Source organism: Cupriavidus basilensis (genome assembly GCF_029335485.1).
Taxonomy (GTDB): domain Bacteria; phylum Pseudomonadota; class Gammaproteobacteria; order Burkholderiales; family Burkholderiaceae; genus Cupriavidus; species Cupriavidus basilensis_E.
This window is the reverse complement of the sequence record NZ_JARJLM010000016.1, coordinates 1-17,827: the sequence shown is the minus strand read 5'-3', so window position 1 is coordinate 17,827 and position 17,827 is coordinate 1. Positions and strand designations below refer to the sequence as shown.

The following is a 17,827-nucleotide window of genomic DNA, read 5'->3' as shown; positions in this document are numbered from 1 at the left end:
TTCTGCCGGCATGGCCTTGATCCTAGGAGTTGAGATGGCAATCCCGAGTTATGAAGTCGCACGACTGGCGTCCCTTGCCGTGAGGCTCGCGCTATCGTCCGGCCTGTCGCGCGAAGAGATGCAGGCTGCGCTCAGCCTCGCGGGCTCCTTGATCGAACAGGAGGAAAGCGCGGCCGTCGAAGGTACGGCGGCCAGGGAGCTCAACGCCAAGGCAACGCGCACTGTCCACTGACTCCCCCGGCATGCCGCGCTGCCCCCTGGGGGGAAGCGCGCGCATCCAGCCCGCCGCATCGCCGATGCCCCCGGGCGCCCGGCGGCCCCGCAAGCCACGTGCCCCTGGCGCGGTTCCCCGGCTTAGTCGAGCAGGCCCGCCCAGTACAGTTCCGCCGCACCCAGCACCGCGCGCATCTGCGTCGTATGGGCCAGCCGGAAGGCATCGCCGTAGATCGTCTGGTCCGGAAATTCGGTAACCAGCGTGAAGGGCACCGTGGAGCGGTGATCTTCCACGATCATGCAGGGAATGCCGTTGAGTACGGGAAACGGCACCTCGCCGGCGTGCCGGCCCCAGGTGGCAAGTTGCCGGGCGTTGAAGGCGGCCAGTTCCGGCGAGGCCGCGAGCTGCGCCGTCAGCGCATGCATGAAGGCCATGCCATCGCGTCCGGCATGGTGCCGCAGGATCAGGAAGAATCCCTTGGGAAGGGTCCAGTTCTCGAAACCCGGCGGCACATAGCCGGTGAGCGGCCGCGTCCATTCGTGGGCCGGATAGCCATGCAGGCTGAGGTGCAGTCCCGCGCCGGTACGCGCGATGGCTTCGAGGCGCGCCGCCTTCTCGCCAAACGGCGGTGCCATGCGCGCCTCGAGATCGTCGCCCAATGCCGTGTAGCGGGCGGCGTGCGACATATGGCGGGGGTTGTCCTCGCGCAAGCGGGCATGCAAGGCTGCGCCATCGGGGTTTTCCATCGCGACCAGCGCGAAGTGCGCCCCCGGGTGCAATGCAAGCGCATGCGCCGCGCGCAGCGCACCCACCACGCCGGAACTCTCGTTGGCGTGCTGGCCAGCCGAGATCACGAGTCCCGGCAGCGCACCTTCGATGCAGGTGCCGTGAACCAGGCGCCCCTGCGTTGAATTCGCCTGGAAACGCTTGCCGCCCAGCGCATGCATGGCGAGGGCCGCTTCGTCCGGCGTCAGCGGGCGCGGCAATACGGCCAGCGCGTCGGCGCGCAGCGCGGTGGTGGCCGTGTCGTCCTCAGCTGCCGCCGCGCGAGGATGCGGCAGCAGTTCCATCCGTATCCGTGTAGCGCCGTCGCACGGGCGGATGTCGGGCACGATCTGCCCGGGCTGCAAGGTGCGATCGCCGCGCGGCAGGCCGGCACGGTCCTGGAAGAATTCCAGCACCGAAAAATAGAGATCCTCGTGCAGGGCTTCGCGGGTACTGATGCACTCGTCCTGGTAGGACAGCGCTCGCTCGATGCCCCCCGTGTCGATGGCAATGCGCAGGACGTCGAAATAGGGGGCCTGCCGGCTCCAGCCATGGTTGCGGATGGCCGCCATGGCGGCCGCGAATCCAAGCTCGAATTCGGTGGCCAGCGGGCCGTCCTCGAGACAGATGTCGCCCTGCCAGAGCCGCAGCCACCCGCACGGCGCGCCCGACGCCGCGAGCGGCACGAAGACACGATGGACGGCGCCATCCAGCTCGACGCTATAGTGCCCGTCGGCATCGCCCTGGTCCAGGCTGAGCCGGCCTTCAGGCAGCATCCCGGCCAGCGGGTAGGTTTCCAGGCGGAACCGCTGCGCCTGCGCGCGGGTGCCTGCAGCAGGCGTTCGCACGGCGATCCGGCGCACGCCCGCGATGCCGGTACCGTCGCCGTCAAGGCCAAGCTCGTCGAGAAAGAAATGGAGCAACGGCTTGTATGCGCTGCGGATCACCGCTGTCACGCCGGCGTCGGCCAGGCGCAGCGCGGCAGCGCGGCGCGCGTCGGCATCCTCGAACACCCATGCTTCCACGCGCGAGCCCGGCATGGCGGTCAGGCGTTCAGTCAGGGCATCGAGGGTGCGCGCAATGCGGGCATCGAGCAGGATCGTCATGGCAAGCCGTGGCGCCGCATGCGGCGGGCTGGAGGTGGGATCCGGCATTATAGGCAGGCTCGCGGACCTGCGTGCATACCGTGCGAGGGCGCGTAGGCCGGCAACACATGCATGCCCGAATGCGTACTGCCCCGCCCGGCCTCAGTGGTCCGGCGGCACCTGCCCCGGATCGTTCTGGCTGTCCAGTTTCCTGGCGGCCCTCTGCTTGAGCGTGGCCACGGTCTTCGCGGAAATGCCCAGCCGCGTTGCGATCTCGAGATCGCCGAGCCCGTCCGAGAGCAGCTGGAACATGCGCAACTCGCACGGTGTCAGCCGCGCCATCCCGCCGCCGGCTTCGCCCTGGGCACACGCGTTGCTCACGGCATCGGGAAAGGCCGCATAGCCCTGATTCACCATATCGAGAGCGGCCGCCAGCAAATGGAAGGGGTGGGACTTGTTCACATAGGCGCTCGCGCCCGCCCAGCGCGCCAGTTGCGCATCGCGCCCGGGATCGCCGCCCGAGAACACCACGATCCGTGTCGGCTGCTCCAGCGCGCACACCCGCCGCACGACTTCCAGGCCGTCCAGGCCCGGCAGGTTGATGTCCACCACGGCCAGCGCGGGACGCAATTGCCGCAGGACGCGCAAACCCTCCACCCCGTCGCCGGCCTCCGCTACCAGCGCATAGCGGCCGTGCCGCTGCAGATTGACGCGAATCGACTCGACGATGAACGGATGATCGTCGACAGCCACCACGGACAGCGGCTGCTCCTCCCCAGGCTGGTGCATGTAAGCCTTTTTGAAAGTCCCCAGCGCGGCAACGCGCTGCTGGATGCAGGAAAAAGACGGGACCGGCAGAAGCAGTGCCGCAGCGCCCTCTCGAACTGGCAGTTTGGCGGATGCACCACCGGGCGGGCTAGGAGAAATTTCTGCTTCACTGCCGGAAACATCCTTAAGGTGCGACGGGACAGCACTGGACAACACGGCAGGCGACCATGGGCAATAGCAATACCTGGTCCGGCGCACATTACAGCGTGCACATTTTCTTACAACCCGGACATACGGCCACACCTCTGGATAGCTAAGCTGCCCCCTTGTCAAACCATGTCCTGCCATGCCGAGGAAAGCCCGAATGCGCCATGTCCTGCCGAAATCCTCCCGCCTATCCATGCCACTGCCCCGCTCCGACGCATACGCCGCGGGCTGCGCGGCGCGGGGACCGTCCGCCGCCCCCGGCAACGGCTGCAATGAGGTGGACCACCATCGTGCTGGTGCTGTGCAGTTGGATAGGCGCCTGCGCCGCGGCCGGGTGGCTGGTGATGGCATGTTCCGGCCTGCTTTCCCGGTGAGCCGCGCCGGCAATGCACCGCGGCCCGTTCATGCAACCCGGCCCGCATCCGCGCTTCATTTGGTAACGGTGTATTTCAACCCTAGCGCGAAGCGCCTTCATCCCTGACCGTCGCCGGCCCATTTCCGCCAGGCAAGGAGAGACCATGTACGATCGCGCCGCGCTGCCGCGCCCCCCCGAGCCCTCGATCACCGCCCGCGTCATGCGCGATACGGCCACGCCATGCGCGGCTCCGGCTTGCCATGCCGTCCCCCAGGCAACCGCCTGCGACATGCTGATGTCCGATATCGGCCTGCTGAAACGCTGCCGGCACTGCGGCGAATACTGGCCAGCCGACAGTGAATTCTTCGCGCGCGATGCGCGGCGCCAGGATGGCCTCGAACATATCTGCAAGGCTTGCCGCAAGGAGCAGCGGCTGGTGCGTTGAAACGCAGCGCAACAGCCGCTCCACCGGTTTTCCCGCAGGCTTTCGCCATGTTTGGAATATGAAGGTCGTCTTGCCTGCCACGTACACCGGAATGTCTCGCACGGCACACCGAAGCCGCGCTTTTTCAGCGTTATTTTCCCGCAATACCTAGGGTTTTCCCGAGAATGGATAGATCACCCCATTCCGGCATGGCGAATGAAGCAATGTTCGTTTTGTCCTGTTGATGGTTCGTTCCGTCTATTCCCTGCTCCCCCTGGCGCCGTTATTGTTACGTCCAACAACAATCCGACCCCCGCACCAGGAGACACGCAATGCGCACACAAGTCGCCATCATCGGCGCAGGCCCCTCGGGCTTGCTGCTCGGGCAGTTGCTGGCCAAGGCCGGCATTGACGCGATCATTGTCGAACAACGCAGCCCCGACTACATCCTTGGCCGCATCCGCGCCGGCATACTCGAGAGCGTGACCGCCGATGCGCTCGAACGCGCCGGCGTGGCCGAGCGCCTGCATCACGATGGCCTGGTCCACCACGGCATCGAGCTGTCCTTCGGCGGCCAGCGCCACCGCATCGACTTCCAGGCGCTGATCGGGCGCTCCGTCACGGTCTATGGCCAGACCGAAGTGACACGCGACCTGATGGCCGCGCGCGAGGGCTGCGGCGCCCGCACCATCTACGACGCGCAGGACGTAAGCGTGCACGACTTCGACACGGCCGCGCCCGTGGTGCGCTATCGCAAGGACGGACAGCTTCACGAGCTGCGCTGCGATTTCATCGCGGGCTGCGACGGCTTCCACGGCGTCACTCGGCGCAGCGTGCCCGACTCGTCGAAGCGCATCTTCGAGCGCGTCTATCCCTTCGGCTGGCTCGGCGTGCTCTCCGACACGCCGCCGGTGGCGGACGAACTGATCTATGCCAGCCACGATCGCGGCTTTGCCCTGTGCAGCATGCGCTCCCTCACGCGCAGCCGCTACTACGTGCAGGTAAGCGCCGACGAGCGGGTTGAGGACTGGTCCGATCAGCGCTTCTGGGATGAACTGCGCAGCCGTCTCGACGCGCGCGCCGCCGAGGCGCTGGTGACCGGCGCGAGCATCGAGAAGAGCATCGCTCCGCTGCGCAGCTTCGTGTGCGAGCCGATGCGCTTCGGCAACCTGTTCCTGGCGGGCGACGCCGCGCATATCGTGCCGCCTACCGGCGCCAAGGGCCTGAACCTCGCCGCCAGCGACGTGCTCTACCTGGCCGATGGCCTGATTGCGCGCTATCAGCACGACGATGCCACCGGGCTCGACACGTACTCGCAGAAATGCCTGCGCCGGGTATGGAAGGCGGAGCGCTTCTCGTGGTGGATGACATCGCTGCTGCACCGCTTTCCCGATGCCGACGATTTCGCCTTGCGCATCCAGCAAGCCGAACTGGACTATCTCACCGGCTCGCCGGCGGCCTGCATGTCGCTGGCCGAGAACTACGTCGGCCTGCCTTACTGAAGGCGGCGCGCGAGCCGGGCTCGCGCGGATTCCGCGAGACATGGGAACAAACCCGCCGCCAACGAGCGGCACAGCAGGAGACCCGTACCATGACGCCCCCCGACAGCGGCCACCGGGCCGCAGACCGCAATCGCGCGCGCCAGCCTGGCGCCAGCGTCGATGTCCAGCAGTTCATCGACAACCAACCCTTCTCGCGCTTCCAGTGGATCATCCTGATCCTGTGCTTCCTGATCGTGGCGGCCGATGGTTTCGATACCGCGGCGATCGGCTTTATCGCGCCGGTGCTGGCCAAGGAATGGGGCGTCAGCCGCGCCCATCTCGGCCCGGTGATGAGCGCGGCCCTGTTCGGCCTGGCCGCGGGCGCCCTGGTGGCGGGGCCGCTGGCCGACCGCTTCGGCCGCAAGCGCGTGCTGGTGGGCTCGGTGCTTTGCTTCGGCGCGTGGAGCGTGGCGTCGGCCTTTGCGAGCTCGCTCGAAGCGCTCACCGCCCTGCGCTTCCTGACCGGACTTGGCCTCGGCGCGGCCATGCCCAATGCGGTCACGCTGATGTCGGAGTACGCACCCGCCCGGCGCCGCTCCCTGACGGTCAACGCCATGTTCTGCGGTTTCACGCTGGGCTCGTCGGCCGGCGGCTTTATCGCGGCCTGGCTGATTCCGCACCACGGCTGGCATTCGGTCCTGCTGGCGGGCGGCATCGCGCCGCTGCTGCTGGCGGTACTGCTGGTGTTCTGCCTGCCCGAATCGGTCCGCTTCATGGTGGCACGCAAGGCGCCGGCCGCGCGCATCGCCGCCGCCCTGTCGAAGATCCGCCCGGGCGTGCTGCGTGGCGACGAGCGCTTCCACGTGCAGGAGAACGTCCCGGCGGGCACCGCCGCGCCGGCAGCGGCATCCTCGCTGCGCGCCATCCTGATGCCGCAGTTCCTCTCGGGCACCGTGCTGCTGTGGACCACCTACTTCATGGGCCTGCTGATTTTCTACCTGCTGACCAGCTGGCTGCCGACGCTGTTTGCCGACGCGGGTTTCCCGATCGAGAAGGCCGCCATGATCACCGCGCTGTTCCCGCTCGGCGGCGGCATCGGCACCTTGACGGTGGGCTGGCTGATGGACCGCGGCCATCCGTGGCGCATCGTGGCGGCAACCTATGCGCTGACGGGCGCGCTGGTCTACGCCGTCGGCCACGGCACCGGCGACATCTTCCTGCTGGGCCTGCTGGTGTTCGCCGCAGGCACGTGCATGAATGGCGCGCAGTCTTCCATGCCCACGCTGGCCGCCGGCTTCTATCCCACGCAATGCCGCGCCACCGGCGTGGCGTGGATGCTGGGCATCGGCCGCTTCGGCGGCATCGCCGGCGCGCTGCTGGGCGCACAGATCCTGGGCATGGGCTGGAGCTTCGGCAAGATCTTCGGCCTGCTCTCGCTGCCGGCCTTCGTTGCCACCGCCACACTGCTGATCGCCTCCGCACGGCCGCGGGCATCGGCGCAGGCCGCGCTGCGCTAGGAAAAGAAGTCCGGTGTGCCCGCCGATTGGCCTTGAAAACTCCCGGAAGGTGAATCAGGTGAAATCGATTCCGGGAGTTCCACGGCCCTAACAGATACCTCTATCCCTTGCATGGCAAGGCTTCATGGGATTCTGCGGGACCGACGTCTTAGAGGAACCGTGACTACCGCTTCCTCTGTGTGCGTGTAGCCAACAGCGTTGGGTCGTGAGCGATATGTCCGCCGCTCAAAGTGTTGATTGCCTCAGCCGGAATATCCATAAGGATCTGGCTATGCTGCGGCGTAAGGTGCGCAGTTAGCAGCTGAACGGGCCGTCCAGAGCGGTCGTGTAGTAATCGCGTGAGCCGGATGAGCGCGGTACCGACCTCGCACTGGAGCAGCTTCGCTTTGATGGGATCAGCCGATTCGGCGCTGATCTGCTGGACAACGCGCCCAAACTCCACGCCTTGGTCTAACAGAAGTTCGTACATCGCGCGCCTCTTGAGTGCGGCTTCGGTAATTTGATTGGTGATCGACTGCGGCGTCCAGGCCTCTGTCAGCATCAGCGGCGTGTCTCCCGCAACCCGCAAGCGGATCGCACAAACGGCGGGCTCTTCACCTGGCTGCTTCAGCGCCGCGGAGACGCGAAGGGGCGGAATCCGGGTCTCTACAGATACCACGCGCACTTGCGTCGCTTGAGCAGTCATCTTCAACTCGTCAATGTAAGACAGCGTTGGTGTGCCTGCTGTGGGCAACTGATCGCCACGCACATACGTGCCGCTTCCGTGGCGGCGCTGTACCAAACCCTCTGACTCAAGGTCCGCCAGTGCTCGACGGACGGTGGCCCGAGCCACCCCGAACAGTTTGACGAGAGCTTCCTCGTTGGGCAACGCACTGCCAGGTTGATAGGCGCCTTGTGTAATCCCATCCCTCAGCACCAGGAAGATCTGGCGGTGGCGCGCGATCCCCGTGGTGCGCAGGGTGCCTTGCGGAGCAATATTGGTCGTCATCGATAAAGGATACATCACCTTGACACACATGGCTAGTTGTACAATACTCTATACAACTTTTTGGGGTGCTGATGAATTTACTGAAGACCTTCCGTTCGCCAGTGCCATGCATTTCTTGCATTTCCGGCGGGCAAGCGAGAGCGGGCTGGGGCCATCCTGGCATTGGGGCTGGCGGCAAGGATGTCTTGCGGATGGGAAGCGATGCTTCCGCAATAATGAGCCCCGGGTCGATCCGGCAGGCTATCAAGGGGGCGTGAATGGCAGGTCGCACTCTCTTCGACAAGCTATGGGACGCACACGTGGTGCGCGACCTGGGCGACGGTTGGGCACTGCTACACATTGACCGGCACGTGCTACATGACCTCTCCGGCCCCCCGGCACTGTCGGAGGTCGCCTCGCGAGGGCTGTTACTGCACGATCCGGCCTTGGCGTTCGCTACACCGGACCATGCGGTATCGAGTCAACCTGGGCGAGATGGCCATACCTTCGGCCCGGGCGGCCGGCTATGGTCGGCGCTGCGCAAGGAAGCCGAGAAGGCGGGCGTCCGGCTGTTCGATCTCGGGCAACCCGGTCAGGGCATTGTGCATGTGATGGCTCCCGAACTGGGCATCGTGCTGCCGGGGCTAACGGTGATTTGCGGCGATAGCCACACCTGCACCAATGGCGGCCTGGGCGCGATGGCGTTTGGTGTCGGTTCTTCCGAGAGCACGCATGCGCTCGCCACCCAGACGCTGCGCCAGCAGAAACCGAAACGGATGCGCATCTGGTGCGCAGGCGAACTGCCCCAAGGGGTAACCGCCAAGGACCTGATTCTCCACATCATAGGCCGGCTTGGCACAGCAGCCGGCGTTGGCCACGCGATCGAGTTCGACGGACCAACCATCCGCCAACTCGACATCGAGGCCCGGCTGACTCTGTGCAACCTCAGTGTAGAGCTTGGCGCGCGCTATGGGATGGTGGCGCCCGACGAGAAGACAATCGAGTGGGTGCGCGGTCGCCTCTATGCGCCGACGGGCGGCCTGTTCGAACAAGCCGCAGCCTACTGGCGCACGCTCGCCACCGACGAGGGCGCGCAATTTGACCGGGAAGAGCAGATCGATGCCTCGGTCGTCGCGCCGACCATCACCTGGGGCACAAGCCCCGAGCACGCCATCCCTGTCGACGGCCTTATCCCGACGCCCGCCAGCAGCGGCGAGAAAGTCGGACGCGATGCCATCGCCGCAGCGCTGCGCTACATGGGTCTACAGGCTGATGCGCCCATCGCGGGCACGCCCATCGATTGGGTGTTCATCGGATCCTGCGCGAATTCACGCTTGTCCGACCTCCGCGCGGCAGCCGCGGTGGCCAAGGGTAGGCACGTGGCTCCAGGCGTCAACGCCTGGGTGGTGCCCGGCTCGGAGAACGTCAGCCGCGCCGCCGAAGTGGAAGGGTTGCGCGAGATATTTGAAACCGCAGGTTTCCACTGGCGTGAGCCCGGCTGCAGCATGTGCGTTGCCGCCAATGGTGAGCAGATACCGCCGGGGCAGCGCTGCGTATCGACATCGAACCGAAACTTCGTCGGCAGGCAAGGGCCGGATGCGCGCACCCATCTGGCAAGCCCAGCGATGGCCGCGGCGGCAGCGGTCACCGGCCGGATCATCGACGTGCGGAGACTTGGATAGCCATGCAACCTTTCACCCTGGTAGTCGGCGCGGCCGCACCGCTGATGCGGGCCAATATCGATACCGACGTCATCATCCGCATTGAACGCCTGACCAGCCTGCCATCCAGGCAACTTGGCGACTATGCCCTCGAAGCGTTGCGCTTCCGCCCGGATGGCAGCGAAGACGAGGATTTCGTACTCAATCGTCCGAGGTTTCGCAAGGCGCCGGTGCTATTGGCGGGAAGCAATTTCGGCTGTGGGTCGTCACGTGAAGCGGCGGTCGTTGCGTTGATGGGCATGGGTGTGCGTTGCGTGATCGCGCCAAGCTTTGGCGACATCTTCTATAGCAACTGCTTTCAGAACGGCCTTTTGCCCGTGGAGCTTCCGCTGGTCACGGTGGAGGCGCTGGCCATGCAGTGCAAGAATGGAGCGCCAGTGCGGATTGATCTCGTCGCAGCCACGGTGACCACCCCAGATGGCACGATGATTTCGTTTGAGATCGATCCGCTTCGCAGGCAGGCACTGCTCGAAGGTCTCGATGACATCGGGCTGACACTCAAGGATGACTTCGTCATTCGGCAGTGGCAGGTGGAGGACAGGACACGCCGCCCCTGGGCCTGGACCGTCTCGCCGGAGGCGGGGAAATAACTTCCTTGCTCAGAGATCCCCGCGAGCTCGCGCCGACCGCGATAGCCCGCCGAGTGCAGGCCGGCCACCGAATAACCACCTGCGAATTCCCAACCAATCAGAGAGAGTTCATCGAATATGTCCGAGCATGACCACAGTTCACTCCTCCCTACCGATCCGAATGGCGCCACCGGGAAGCTGGCCTGCTGGCTGGCCGACTTCCGGCTTGAGCAGGCGAGCGCTGCCGCGCGCGAGCGTGCCAAGGTGCTGACGCTCGACGGCATCGCCTGCGCCATTGTCGGTGCGCAACTGCCTTGGTCGCAGACTGCGGTGGAAATCGTCAGGAAAACCGAAGGCAAGGGCGATCGCACCATCGTCGGCTGGGGCGAGACCACCAGCGCGCCGGGGGCGGCCTTGCTCAACGGCACGTTTATCCAGGGCTTCGAGCTGGATGACTTCCACCCCCTGGGGCCCCTGCACAGTGCGTCGCTAGTGCTGCCAGCGCTATGGGCTGCGGCCCAGGGTGAGAGGCGCGTGACCGGTCGCCAGTTCCTTGAAGCGGCGATGGCGGGCTACGAGGTGGGTCCGCGTGTGGGCATGGCGCTGCATGGGGTCCAGATGCTTTCACGCGGTTGGCATTCGGGGGCGGTGTTCGGCACCCACGCGGCAGCCGCCGCGGTAGGTAAGCTGCTCGGACTGGACGCCTCGCGCTTCGAGGACGCACTCGGCCTGGCCGGCACCCAGTCGGCAGGCCTGATGGCCGCCCAGTACGAGGCGATGTGCAAACGCATGCACCACGGATTCTCCGCGCGCAATGGTATGTACGCGGCCATGCTGGCGGCAGGCGGTTATTCCGGCATAAAGCGGGTGTTCGAGCGCGACTACGGTGGCTTCCTTTCGACCTTTGGGGAAGGGCATAACCCCGACGCAAGCCAGATCACGAACGGACTTGGCGAGCGATGGGAGGTAGAGCGGATCGTAATCAAGCCCTATGCCGCCATGGGCGGCATTCATTCACCGCTGGACGCGCTGTTCGATGTCGATGCCCAGCGAAAGCTGCGCGCCGACGAGATTAGCCGCATCGAGGTCGACGTCGCTCATGGCGTATATCACCACGGATGGTGGGTTCCGCAGCGGCCGTTCACGCCAATCGGCGCGCAGATGAACATCGGCTATGCACTCGCCGTTGCTGTTCTGGATGGCGCTGCGCTCGTCCCGCAGTTCGCGCCGTCCCGGATCGACAGTGATGACGTCTGGGCCTTGCTACCCCGTATCGAAGTCAGGCATGACCCGGAGTTCGACGCGGGCGGCCGACGCGGCAATTTCCGCGTACGGCTGGCGGTGACATTCACCGATGGTCAACGCATCGAAGCCAACCGCCAGGCATCGCGTGCCATCGAAACGCCGCAGTCGAGTGAGCAGGTGGCAGAAAAATACCGGGCCCTGACGTTCGGCCTGATCGACCCGCAGCGCCAGGCCGCCATCGAAAACATGACACGCAACCTCGAAGCGCTTGACGACGTGCGCGAATGGCTCGCGCTACTTGCCGCACCGGTAAAAAGCCCGTTCGCCTGACGGCGGGCAAACCAGAATTATAGGAGACGAAAATGATGGTGGAGCCAACTCGAAGAAAGGCGCTGTTGCGGTTGGGAACCCTGGCGGTCGCGGCGACAGTCATCGTGCCCGGCCAGGTACCCGCCGCGCCCGCGCCATGGCCGGGCAAGCCTGTCCGGCTGGTGGTGCCGTTCTCGGCGGGGGGACCAGGCGATACCGTCGCACGGCTGATCGCGCAGGCCCTGGCCAAGCAGTTCGGGCAGTCGGTGATCGTTGATAACAAGCCTGGAGCCGGTGGCCTGATTGGTTCCGAGTATGTGGCGAAGAGCCAGGCGGATGGTTACACCCTTCTCGTGGCCGGCAACGGGGCGATTGCCAATGGACTCCTGAGGACGAAGATGCCCTACGCCGAGGACGATCTGGTCCCGGTGGCCATCACCAACTCAGCGCCATCCGTGCTGATTACCGCGCCAACCGCACCGTTCACAGACCTTAAGTCGCTGCAGGCCTATGGCAAGGCGAAGGGCAGGGTAACGTTCGGTACCGCTGGCGCAGGCAGTACGGGGCATTTCGTCGCGGAGATGGTTGGGAAGACCTTGGGGGTGCCGGTGACCGTGATCCACTATAAGAGCGGCGGAGAATCGCTCAGTGCCGTGATCGGCGGCCAGATCGACCTCGCGTCCGAAGCGCCGGTCGGCGTGATGGGCTATGTACGTGGCGGCAGGGTTAGGGCGCTTGCCGTCACCGAAGACAAGCGCTCGATATCGCTGCCGGAGGTCCTCACCACCACCGAACAAGGATTTGGGGGTATCCGCATGCGGCACTGGGGGGGCATCTACGCACCCAAGGGAACACCCGCACCGGTCATACAGCGCATCGCCACGGCAACTCACGCGGCATTGCAGAACGATGGAGAACTCCGGATGCAACTCGAAAAAAATGGGTACCAGCCGGAAAGCGGCACGCCTGCAGACTTTGCGCGATTCATCGAGAGCGAGAAGACTCGCCTTAGCAAGATTGTCCGCGACTCGCACATGACACTCGACTAAGCGACCCCCGGAACTCCCGGCAGATCGGCCGGACCGGCAGGACTGCTTCACGCAGCGCGTGGTCGCGTCGTTGACGCCAAGCAGCACACCCCCCACTTTCCCGCTCGAGACATTCTCGCTTGTGGGAGGGTGCGCTGCGCCCTGCACCAGCCCATCCCGGCCTCGAAGGTTCAGATACCACCGTTCTATCTGAAGCCGCTCGGGGATGGGAACTGGTCGGCTGACCAGGTTGGAGACAAGGCCGGCCAACTCAAAGAAGAACATCAGGTGGAGACAACAGGATGAAATGGACATGTTTCGCGGTTGCTGTAACTTATAGCGCTCTTTCAGGTCTCGCTCAAGCGCAATCCGGCGTCACCCTCTACGGGGTGGTCGATACCAATATCGAATACGTGAATCACCTCTCAGCGGTGCAGCCCACGCAGCCGGGCTTCCCGGGACCGGCGCAATCCCGGGTAGCCATGATGAGCGGCGGCTTGTCCGGCTCGCGTTGGGGGCTGCGCGGCACCGAAGAACTGGGCAGCGGTGCGAGAGCGGTGTTTGTGCTGGAGAGCGGATTTGCGCTAGACGATGGCAGGCAGGGGCAGGGTGGGAGGCTGTTCGGCCGCCAAGCGTTCGTCGGCCTGCAGAAGGATGGCATCGGACGGCTGACCTTCGGCCGTCAGTACAGCACACTGTTCGACGCAATGGCCGACTATTCGCCCGCGCGGTATGGCACCCAGTACGAGCCGGCCGTTGCGCAACTGGGCCCAGGCTATCGATCGGACAATGCCGTCAAATATGTGGGCAAGTTTGGCGGCCTGACGGCCAATGCTTACTGGTCCTTTGGCAACGGTGCCACCGGCGCGGGCGAAGTGCCAGGCCAGTTCCGCCGGGATACGGCTTATGGCGCGGCGCTCAGCTACTCGGAGGGGCCATTCGGCATGGCGCTGGCCTATGACCAGTACAACCCGACACGGGTGACGGCTACCGGTGCCACCGGCGACGCGAAGAAGGTTGCCGTGGCGGCGAACTATGCGGCTGGCCGCGCCAAGATCATGGGCGGCTACCGGTGGGGGCGAAGCCGGTCGGCCAACGACACCACGCTGCTGCGTGACGACTACTACTGGGCGGGTGTGAGCTACGACATGACACCCACACTGGGGCTGACTCTGGCCTATTACTACGAAGACATCAAAAGCCTCGCTGGGGAGAATCCGAAGAATCCATGGCAGGTTTCCTTCATTGCGGACTACAACCTGTCAAAACGCACGGATCTCTACCTGAGCACCGCCTACGCCAAGAATTCGGGGCTGAACTTCGACACCTCGGCGATCAGTTTCGCGAACGGTTACTTCCCCGGCCAAGGCAAGAATGACATGTTCGGCGTGGCTATAGGAATGCGACACAGGTTCTAGTTGCAAATACCACTGAACCACCAGGAATCTGGTATTGGCATTTAATCGACACCATGTATGGGATTATTGATCATGAACTCTGCTCAATTGCTGCGACAACATCTTGCCGCGCCACGTATGCTCGTCGCGCCGGGAGCCTACGATGCGATCGGCGCACGGCTGATCGAACAGGCGGGTTTCAGTGCCGTGTATATGACAGGAGCTGGCGTCTCTGCAGCCCGGGGCTATCCGGATTTCGGACTACTGACAATGAGTGAGATGGTCGATAGTGCGGCATCGATGGCGCGTGCGATTGGCATCCCACTAATTGCCGACGCAGATACCGGCTACGGCAATGAACTCAATGTCGCGCGCACGGTGCGTGAATACGAGGCGCATGGCGTGGCAGCTATTCACATCGAAGACCAGGTCTCACCTAAGCGCTGCGGGCATCTGGAGGGAAAGGAGGTGGTGTCGCGCACGGAGTTTCTCTCGAAGATCCGCGCCGCAGTGGAAGCACGTCGCGCGCCGGAGTTCACAATCATCGCACGCACGGACGCCCGTGCGGTCCTGGGTCTGGATGAAGCTATCTGGCGAGCCAACGCGGCGCTTGACACTGGGGCCGACATGGCATTTGTCGAGGCGACGCAAACGCTGGAGGAAGTGGCCGCCGTACCGCTGAAGGTCAAGGGGCCGTGTTTGTTGAACCTGGTGCCTGGAGGACGCACCCCGATTCTAGGGCTGGAAGCGTTCGAGTCTATGGGATACAGGCTGGCTATTCTGCCAGGCTTGCTGCTATTTGCGATGATCGAAGCCGGGGATGCAGCCTTGTCCATGGTGAAGCGGACTAGTGCATCGCCATCCTCCAATGAGCCCATTTCCGAAGTTTTTCGCCGGCTAGGGGCAGACGAGTGGGAGGCTCTGCGATCGCGCTATAACTTGCAGTCAAGCACGGTCAAGTGAGGGTGCGGCGCTCGAATCTGTTCCGGTACGCCGGTGAATACGCTGCGGCGAAGTCGCTCGGTCGTGATGTCGCGAACAAAGCGCTTGACCATGCTCAGCCATGATGCCGAGGTGAGCGTGAAGTGCATATTGAATCGCGGATGCCTGGCCAGCCAGTCCTGCACGGCAGGATGCTTGCGCGTGGCGTCCCACGGGGACTTCCTTCGGCCGTAGTTGTCGGCGATCAGATGCGGTGTTCTCTCCTTGGGCGTCTCGCCGTCAATCTTGCCACCGCCACACTGCTGATCGCCTCCGCACGGCCGCGGGCCTCGGCGCAGGCCGCGCCGCGCCAGGAAGCCCAAGCCGGGGCACCGACGCGCGTCGCGCACATGGATACGGCAGCACGGTCTTGCGGCATTGCCGGCAACCTGCCGGTGCCCGGAGCGCGGCCGGTGCCCATCCTTCATCCGGTTGGTGGCACGCGCCATTGGTTCGCTGCCCCACACACCACGCGCCACCACGGGCCGCAAACTGCACCGCATGCTTTGCCTGGGACAAGTACGCGGCTTACCATGCTACGAAAGCCAAGCCCGGCTACAGGGCGGCTGATGTACCAAAGAGAAATCGTGGTAAGGCGGGGTTATCTTGGCGAATTACCTGGAAGAATACTGCGCGCGCATCCGGCGCGGAGCAGCAGCGGGCGTGATCGACAAGCCGGTACTAGTGGATAGAGACGGCGTCTACGCAATGACCTACGTGCCGTTCGAGCACAGCAACGCAGGCGCAAGGCTGGTCCTGGTCAGCACTACGCCCGGACATGCCCATGTCCGGCTTGCCGCCGAACTGACCGAGAGCCTGCTGCAACGGCATGCACCCGGGCGCACCATTCAGCGCGAGAACAAACGCCAGGTGGAACTTGGCGGAAAGCTCGTGCGGCCCAACCTGATCCGCATGCTGGATCATTTCGGCATCGCGCAGCTGATCGGCCTGCCGGGGGCCGCCGCGCTGTGGGACGATGGCTTCGCGCTGCTGCAGCCACTGGCATTGCTGCCCTATGCCACCACCCGCCGCGGGCTCGCCTTTGACGGCAACCTGGAAGAACTGAACGCCGTGGCAATGCTGCGCCGGGTCTTCGAGCAACGCTTCCTCGCTGCGCTCAGGCAGATCGACAAGCAGGCACTCTTTGTCGCACTTGGGCGCACGGCATGGTCCGCGCTGGGCCATGCCGTCGATCACGGCCTGCTGCAGCGGCGGCAGTTGCTGGGCATGCTGCCCGTGCCGGCCCGGGCCGGCAGCATGGTGAAGTATTTCCTGCGCGAGGTCAGTGGCGCCGATCTCTCGCCACGCGACCCCGTGCGGCATCGCACCGTATGGCTCGATGCCGCGCACGCCGAACTGGCGGCTGCCGTGTGCCGGCAAAGGCAATACATGCAAGGCATGCCTGCAGCCTGCCTGGAGGCCTGAAGCCTGCGCGCACCCGGCAACGACCTGGCTGGAAAGCGTCCGCGGCAGACCGCCCAATATGCCGCAAGCTGCACCCCACCTCGGTAGGGTGCAGCTTGCACTTTGACCGGCCGATAGCCTTAGGCGAGGGAATTGCCTCCCTCGTCATTCCCGATCGGCGGCCCCTTGTGGCCGCCTCTTTTTTTTCCGGCGCCCTGCATCGTTCAGGCACGCAGGCGCCAGGCCGTCAGGTAACGCATCAGTTCCAGCCCGTGCGTACCGTGAAACCACACATGCCGCGACAAGGCCAGCGCGCCCATCCACGAAGCGGCCACCACCAGCAGGTCGCAGCGCCCGCTCTTCCACCAGTTCAGTGAATGCCGCCCCAGGATCCACGGCACCCCGAGCGGATTCGGCCAGTCGGCCAGCAGGTGCATCAGGCCGCCACAGGCAAAGCCAAACGCCGGCGCGGCCAGCGCATGCGCTTCTAGCGAACGGTAAGCCAGCACCAGCAAGGCCAGCCAGGCCAGGCCCCAATGCGTCCAGGTGCGATGGGTGATCCACAGCCGGCGCGACCTCGACCACCAGGCGACTTCCAGCCAGTCGGGCGCACCGCCGCCGGCCACGCCTGCCAGGCAGGCAAGCGCCGCTGCCAGGTAATCGGCGCCGCCGGCGCCTGCCCTGGTCACCACGGCGGCGGCGATCAGGCCGGCTGCCCATCCGGTAGCGTGGTGTGCTTTGCTGGAAGCCATGGTGTTGCAGCGCGCTCTGGTCGCGGTGAAATCGAGGGGGCGCAATGGTGGCAGATCGGGCTGGAAAAGAACAGCCTGGCCCTGTCCCCGCGGCAGCCTTGCAGGCCGCCCCGCCGCGCACTAAGTTGGAGTGGAGGCAGCCGGCCGCATCCTGGCCGCGGCGCAACCTGGAGCAGCCATGAGAGCGCACATGTCCCGGCAAGCCCATGGCATCCTGCCGGCAGTCCTGCTGGCGGCAGCGCTGGGGCTGACGCCGCACGCGCAGGGCCAGCCGGTGGAAACCGGCCCGATGACCGTTGGCGGCTCGCTGGTGGTGGAAGGTCCGCTCACCGTGCACGGCCCGCTCTCCGCGGACGGCAGCGTACTTGCGCACGGCCCGCTGAGCGCAGCGTGGTTCGAGACCCGGCCCCCGGCTTACCCTCCACTCCTGGGTGGCGAACGCCAAAAGATCATCCATGGTCCCCTCACCGTGCACGGGCCGCTGGTGGTGCAAGGCAACGTGCTGGTCAATGGTCCGCTGAACGTGGATGGTCCCCTTGGCGCGGCAGGCAGCATCGATGCCGACGGCCCCATGCGGGAACGCCGCCACGGCCGCTGAATCGCGGGGACACCAGCGCCCCCCTCTTCTGCCTCGCCTT

At 65.1% G+C, this 17,827-nt stretch carries 16 protein-coding genes and 1 pseudogene; 12 read left to right on the top strand and 5 right to left on the bottom strand.

All coding sequences use genetic code 11. The annotated features are described in order from the left end of the window. A partial coding sequence (locus P3W85_RS01120) for a hypothetical protein (RefSeq protein ID WP_276263412.1) occupies positions 1-232 on the top strand: 232 nt, incomplete at its 5' end. Positions 233-354: 122 nt separating this feature from the next. Here P3W85_RS01120 and P3W85_RS01115 read toward each other — a convergent pair. Both P3W85_RS01115 and P3W85_RS01110 read right to left on the bottom strand, forming a co-directional pair. Next, positions 355-2,085, bottom strand: coding sequence for a hypothetical protein (locus P3W85_RS01115; RefSeq protein ID WP_276263411.1), 1,731 nt, complete (start codon positions 2,083-2,085; stop codon positions 355-357). Between the two features lie 141 nt (positions 2,086-2,226). After that, positions 2,227-2,853: a response regulator gene (locus P3W85_RS01110; protein WP_276263410.1), complete on the bottom strand. Its 627-nt coding sequence runs from the start codon at positions 2,851-2,853 to the stop codon at positions 2,227-2,229. 704 nt (positions 2,854-3,557) lie between these two features. Here P3W85_RS01110 and P3W85_RS01105 point away from each other — a divergent pair. From P3W85_RS01105 to P3W85_RS01095, 3 genes are all read left to right on the top strand, one after another. Next, the gene (locus P3W85_RS01105; protein WP_276263409.1) at positions 3,558-3,839 is read left to right on the top strand and encodes a hypothetical protein; all 282 of its coding nucleotides are present in this window, start codon (positions 3,558-3,560) and stop codon (positions 3,837-3,839) included. A 311-nt stretch (positions 3,840-4,150) separates the two neighbouring features. Next, positions 4,151-5,320, top strand: coding sequence for a 4-hydroxybenzoate 3-monooxygenase (pobA, locus tag P3W85_RS01100; RefSeq protein WP_276263408.1), 1,170 nt, complete (start codon positions 4,151-4,153; stop codon positions 5,318-5,320). An 89-nt stretch (positions 5,321-5,409) separates the two neighbouring features. After that, a complete protein-coding gene (locus P3W85_RS01095) occupies positions 5,410-6,816 on the top strand; it encodes an MFS transporter (protein WP_276263407.1) in 1,407 nt (468 codons plus the stop codon). Positions 6,817-6,979: 163 nt separating this feature from the next. Here the strand turns inward: P3W85_RS01095 and P3W85_RS01090 are convergent, their stop codons facing one another. Then, on the bottom strand, positions 6,980-7,804 hold the full coding sequence (locus tag P3W85_RS01090; protein ID WP_035814805.1) for a GntR family transcriptional regulator: 825 nt from the start codon (positions 7,802-7,804) through the stop codon (positions 6,980-6,982). 257 nt (positions 7,805-8,061) lie between these two features. Between P3W85_RS01090 and leuC the strand changes: the two genes are divergently transcribed. From leuC to P3W85_RS01060, 6 genes are all read left to right on the top strand, one after another. Then, a complete protein-coding gene (gene leuC, locus P3W85_RS01085) occupies positions 8,062-9,465 on the top strand; it encodes a 3-isopropylmalate dehydratase large subunit (protein ID WP_276263406.1) in 1,404 nt (467 codons plus the stop codon). Positions 9,466-9,467: 2 nt separating this feature from the next. Then, positions 9,468-10,094 (top strand): 3-isopropylmalate dehydratase small subunit, encoded by a 627-nt coding sequence (leuD, locus tag P3W85_RS01080; protein ID WP_276263405.1) that lies wholly within the window; start codon positions 9,468-9,470, stop codon positions 10,092-10,094. A 117-nt stretch (positions 10,095-10,211) separates the two neighbouring features. Further along, the gene (locus tag P3W85_RS01075) at positions 10,212-11,648 is read left to right on the top strand and encodes an MmgE/PrpD family protein (protein WP_276263404.1); all 1,437 of its coding nucleotides are present in this window, start codon (positions 10,212-10,214) and stop codon (positions 11,646-11,648) included. A 32-nt stretch (positions 11,649-11,680) separates the two neighbouring features. Then, on the top strand, positions 11,681-12,676 hold the full coding sequence (locus P3W85_RS01070; RefSeq protein WP_276263403.1) for a Bug family tripartite tricarboxylate transporter substrate binding protein: 996 nt from the start codon (positions 11,681-11,683) through the stop codon (positions 12,674-12,676). A gap of 281 nt (positions 12,677-12,957) precedes the next feature. After that, a complete protein-coding gene (locus P3W85_RS01065) occupies positions 12,958-14,073 on the top strand; it encodes a porin (RefSeq protein ID WP_276263402.1) in 1,116 nt (371 codons plus the stop codon). Positions 14,074-14,130: 57 nt separating this feature from the next. Then, the gene (locus P3W85_RS01060; RefSeq protein WP_276263401.1) at positions 14,131-15,015 is read left to right on the top strand and encodes an isocitrate lyase/PEP mutase family protein; all 885 of its coding nucleotides are present in this window, start codon (positions 14,131-14,133) and stop codon (positions 15,013-15,015) included. Positions 15,016-15,029: 14 nt separating this feature from the next. On the opposite strand, the pseudogene P3W85_RS01055 reads toward P3W85_RS01060, so the two are convergent. Continuing rightward, positions 15,030-15,281 (bottom strand): annotated as a pseudogene (locus P3W85_RS01055) (IS630 family transposase); the annotation flags it as partial. Between the two features lie 358 nt (positions 15,282-15,639). On the opposite strand from P3W85_RS01055, the gene P3W85_RS01050 reads away from it, so the two are divergent. Next, positions 15,640-16,458, top strand: coding sequence for a hypothetical protein (locus P3W85_RS01050; RefSeq protein WP_017229121.1), 819 nt, complete (start codon positions 15,640-15,642; stop codon positions 16,456-16,458). A gap of 203 nt (positions 16,459-16,661) precedes the next feature. On the opposite strand, the gene P3W85_RS01045 is transcribed toward P3W85_RS01050, so the two are convergent. Next, on the bottom strand, positions 16,662-17,189 hold the full coding sequence (locus P3W85_RS01045; protein WP_276263400.1) for a metal-dependent hydrolase: 528 nt from the start codon (positions 17,187-17,189) through the stop codon (positions 16,662-16,664). A gap of 190 nt (positions 17,190-17,379) precedes the next feature. On the opposite strand from P3W85_RS01045, the gene P3W85_RS01040 reads away from it, so the two are divergent. Continuing rightward, complete coding sequence (locus tag P3W85_RS01040; protein ID WP_276263399.1) at positions 17,380-17,787, top strand: hypothetical protein; 408 nt, start codon at positions 17,380-17,382, stop codon at positions 17,785-17,787. Positions 17,788-17,827: the final 40 nt, after the last annotated feature.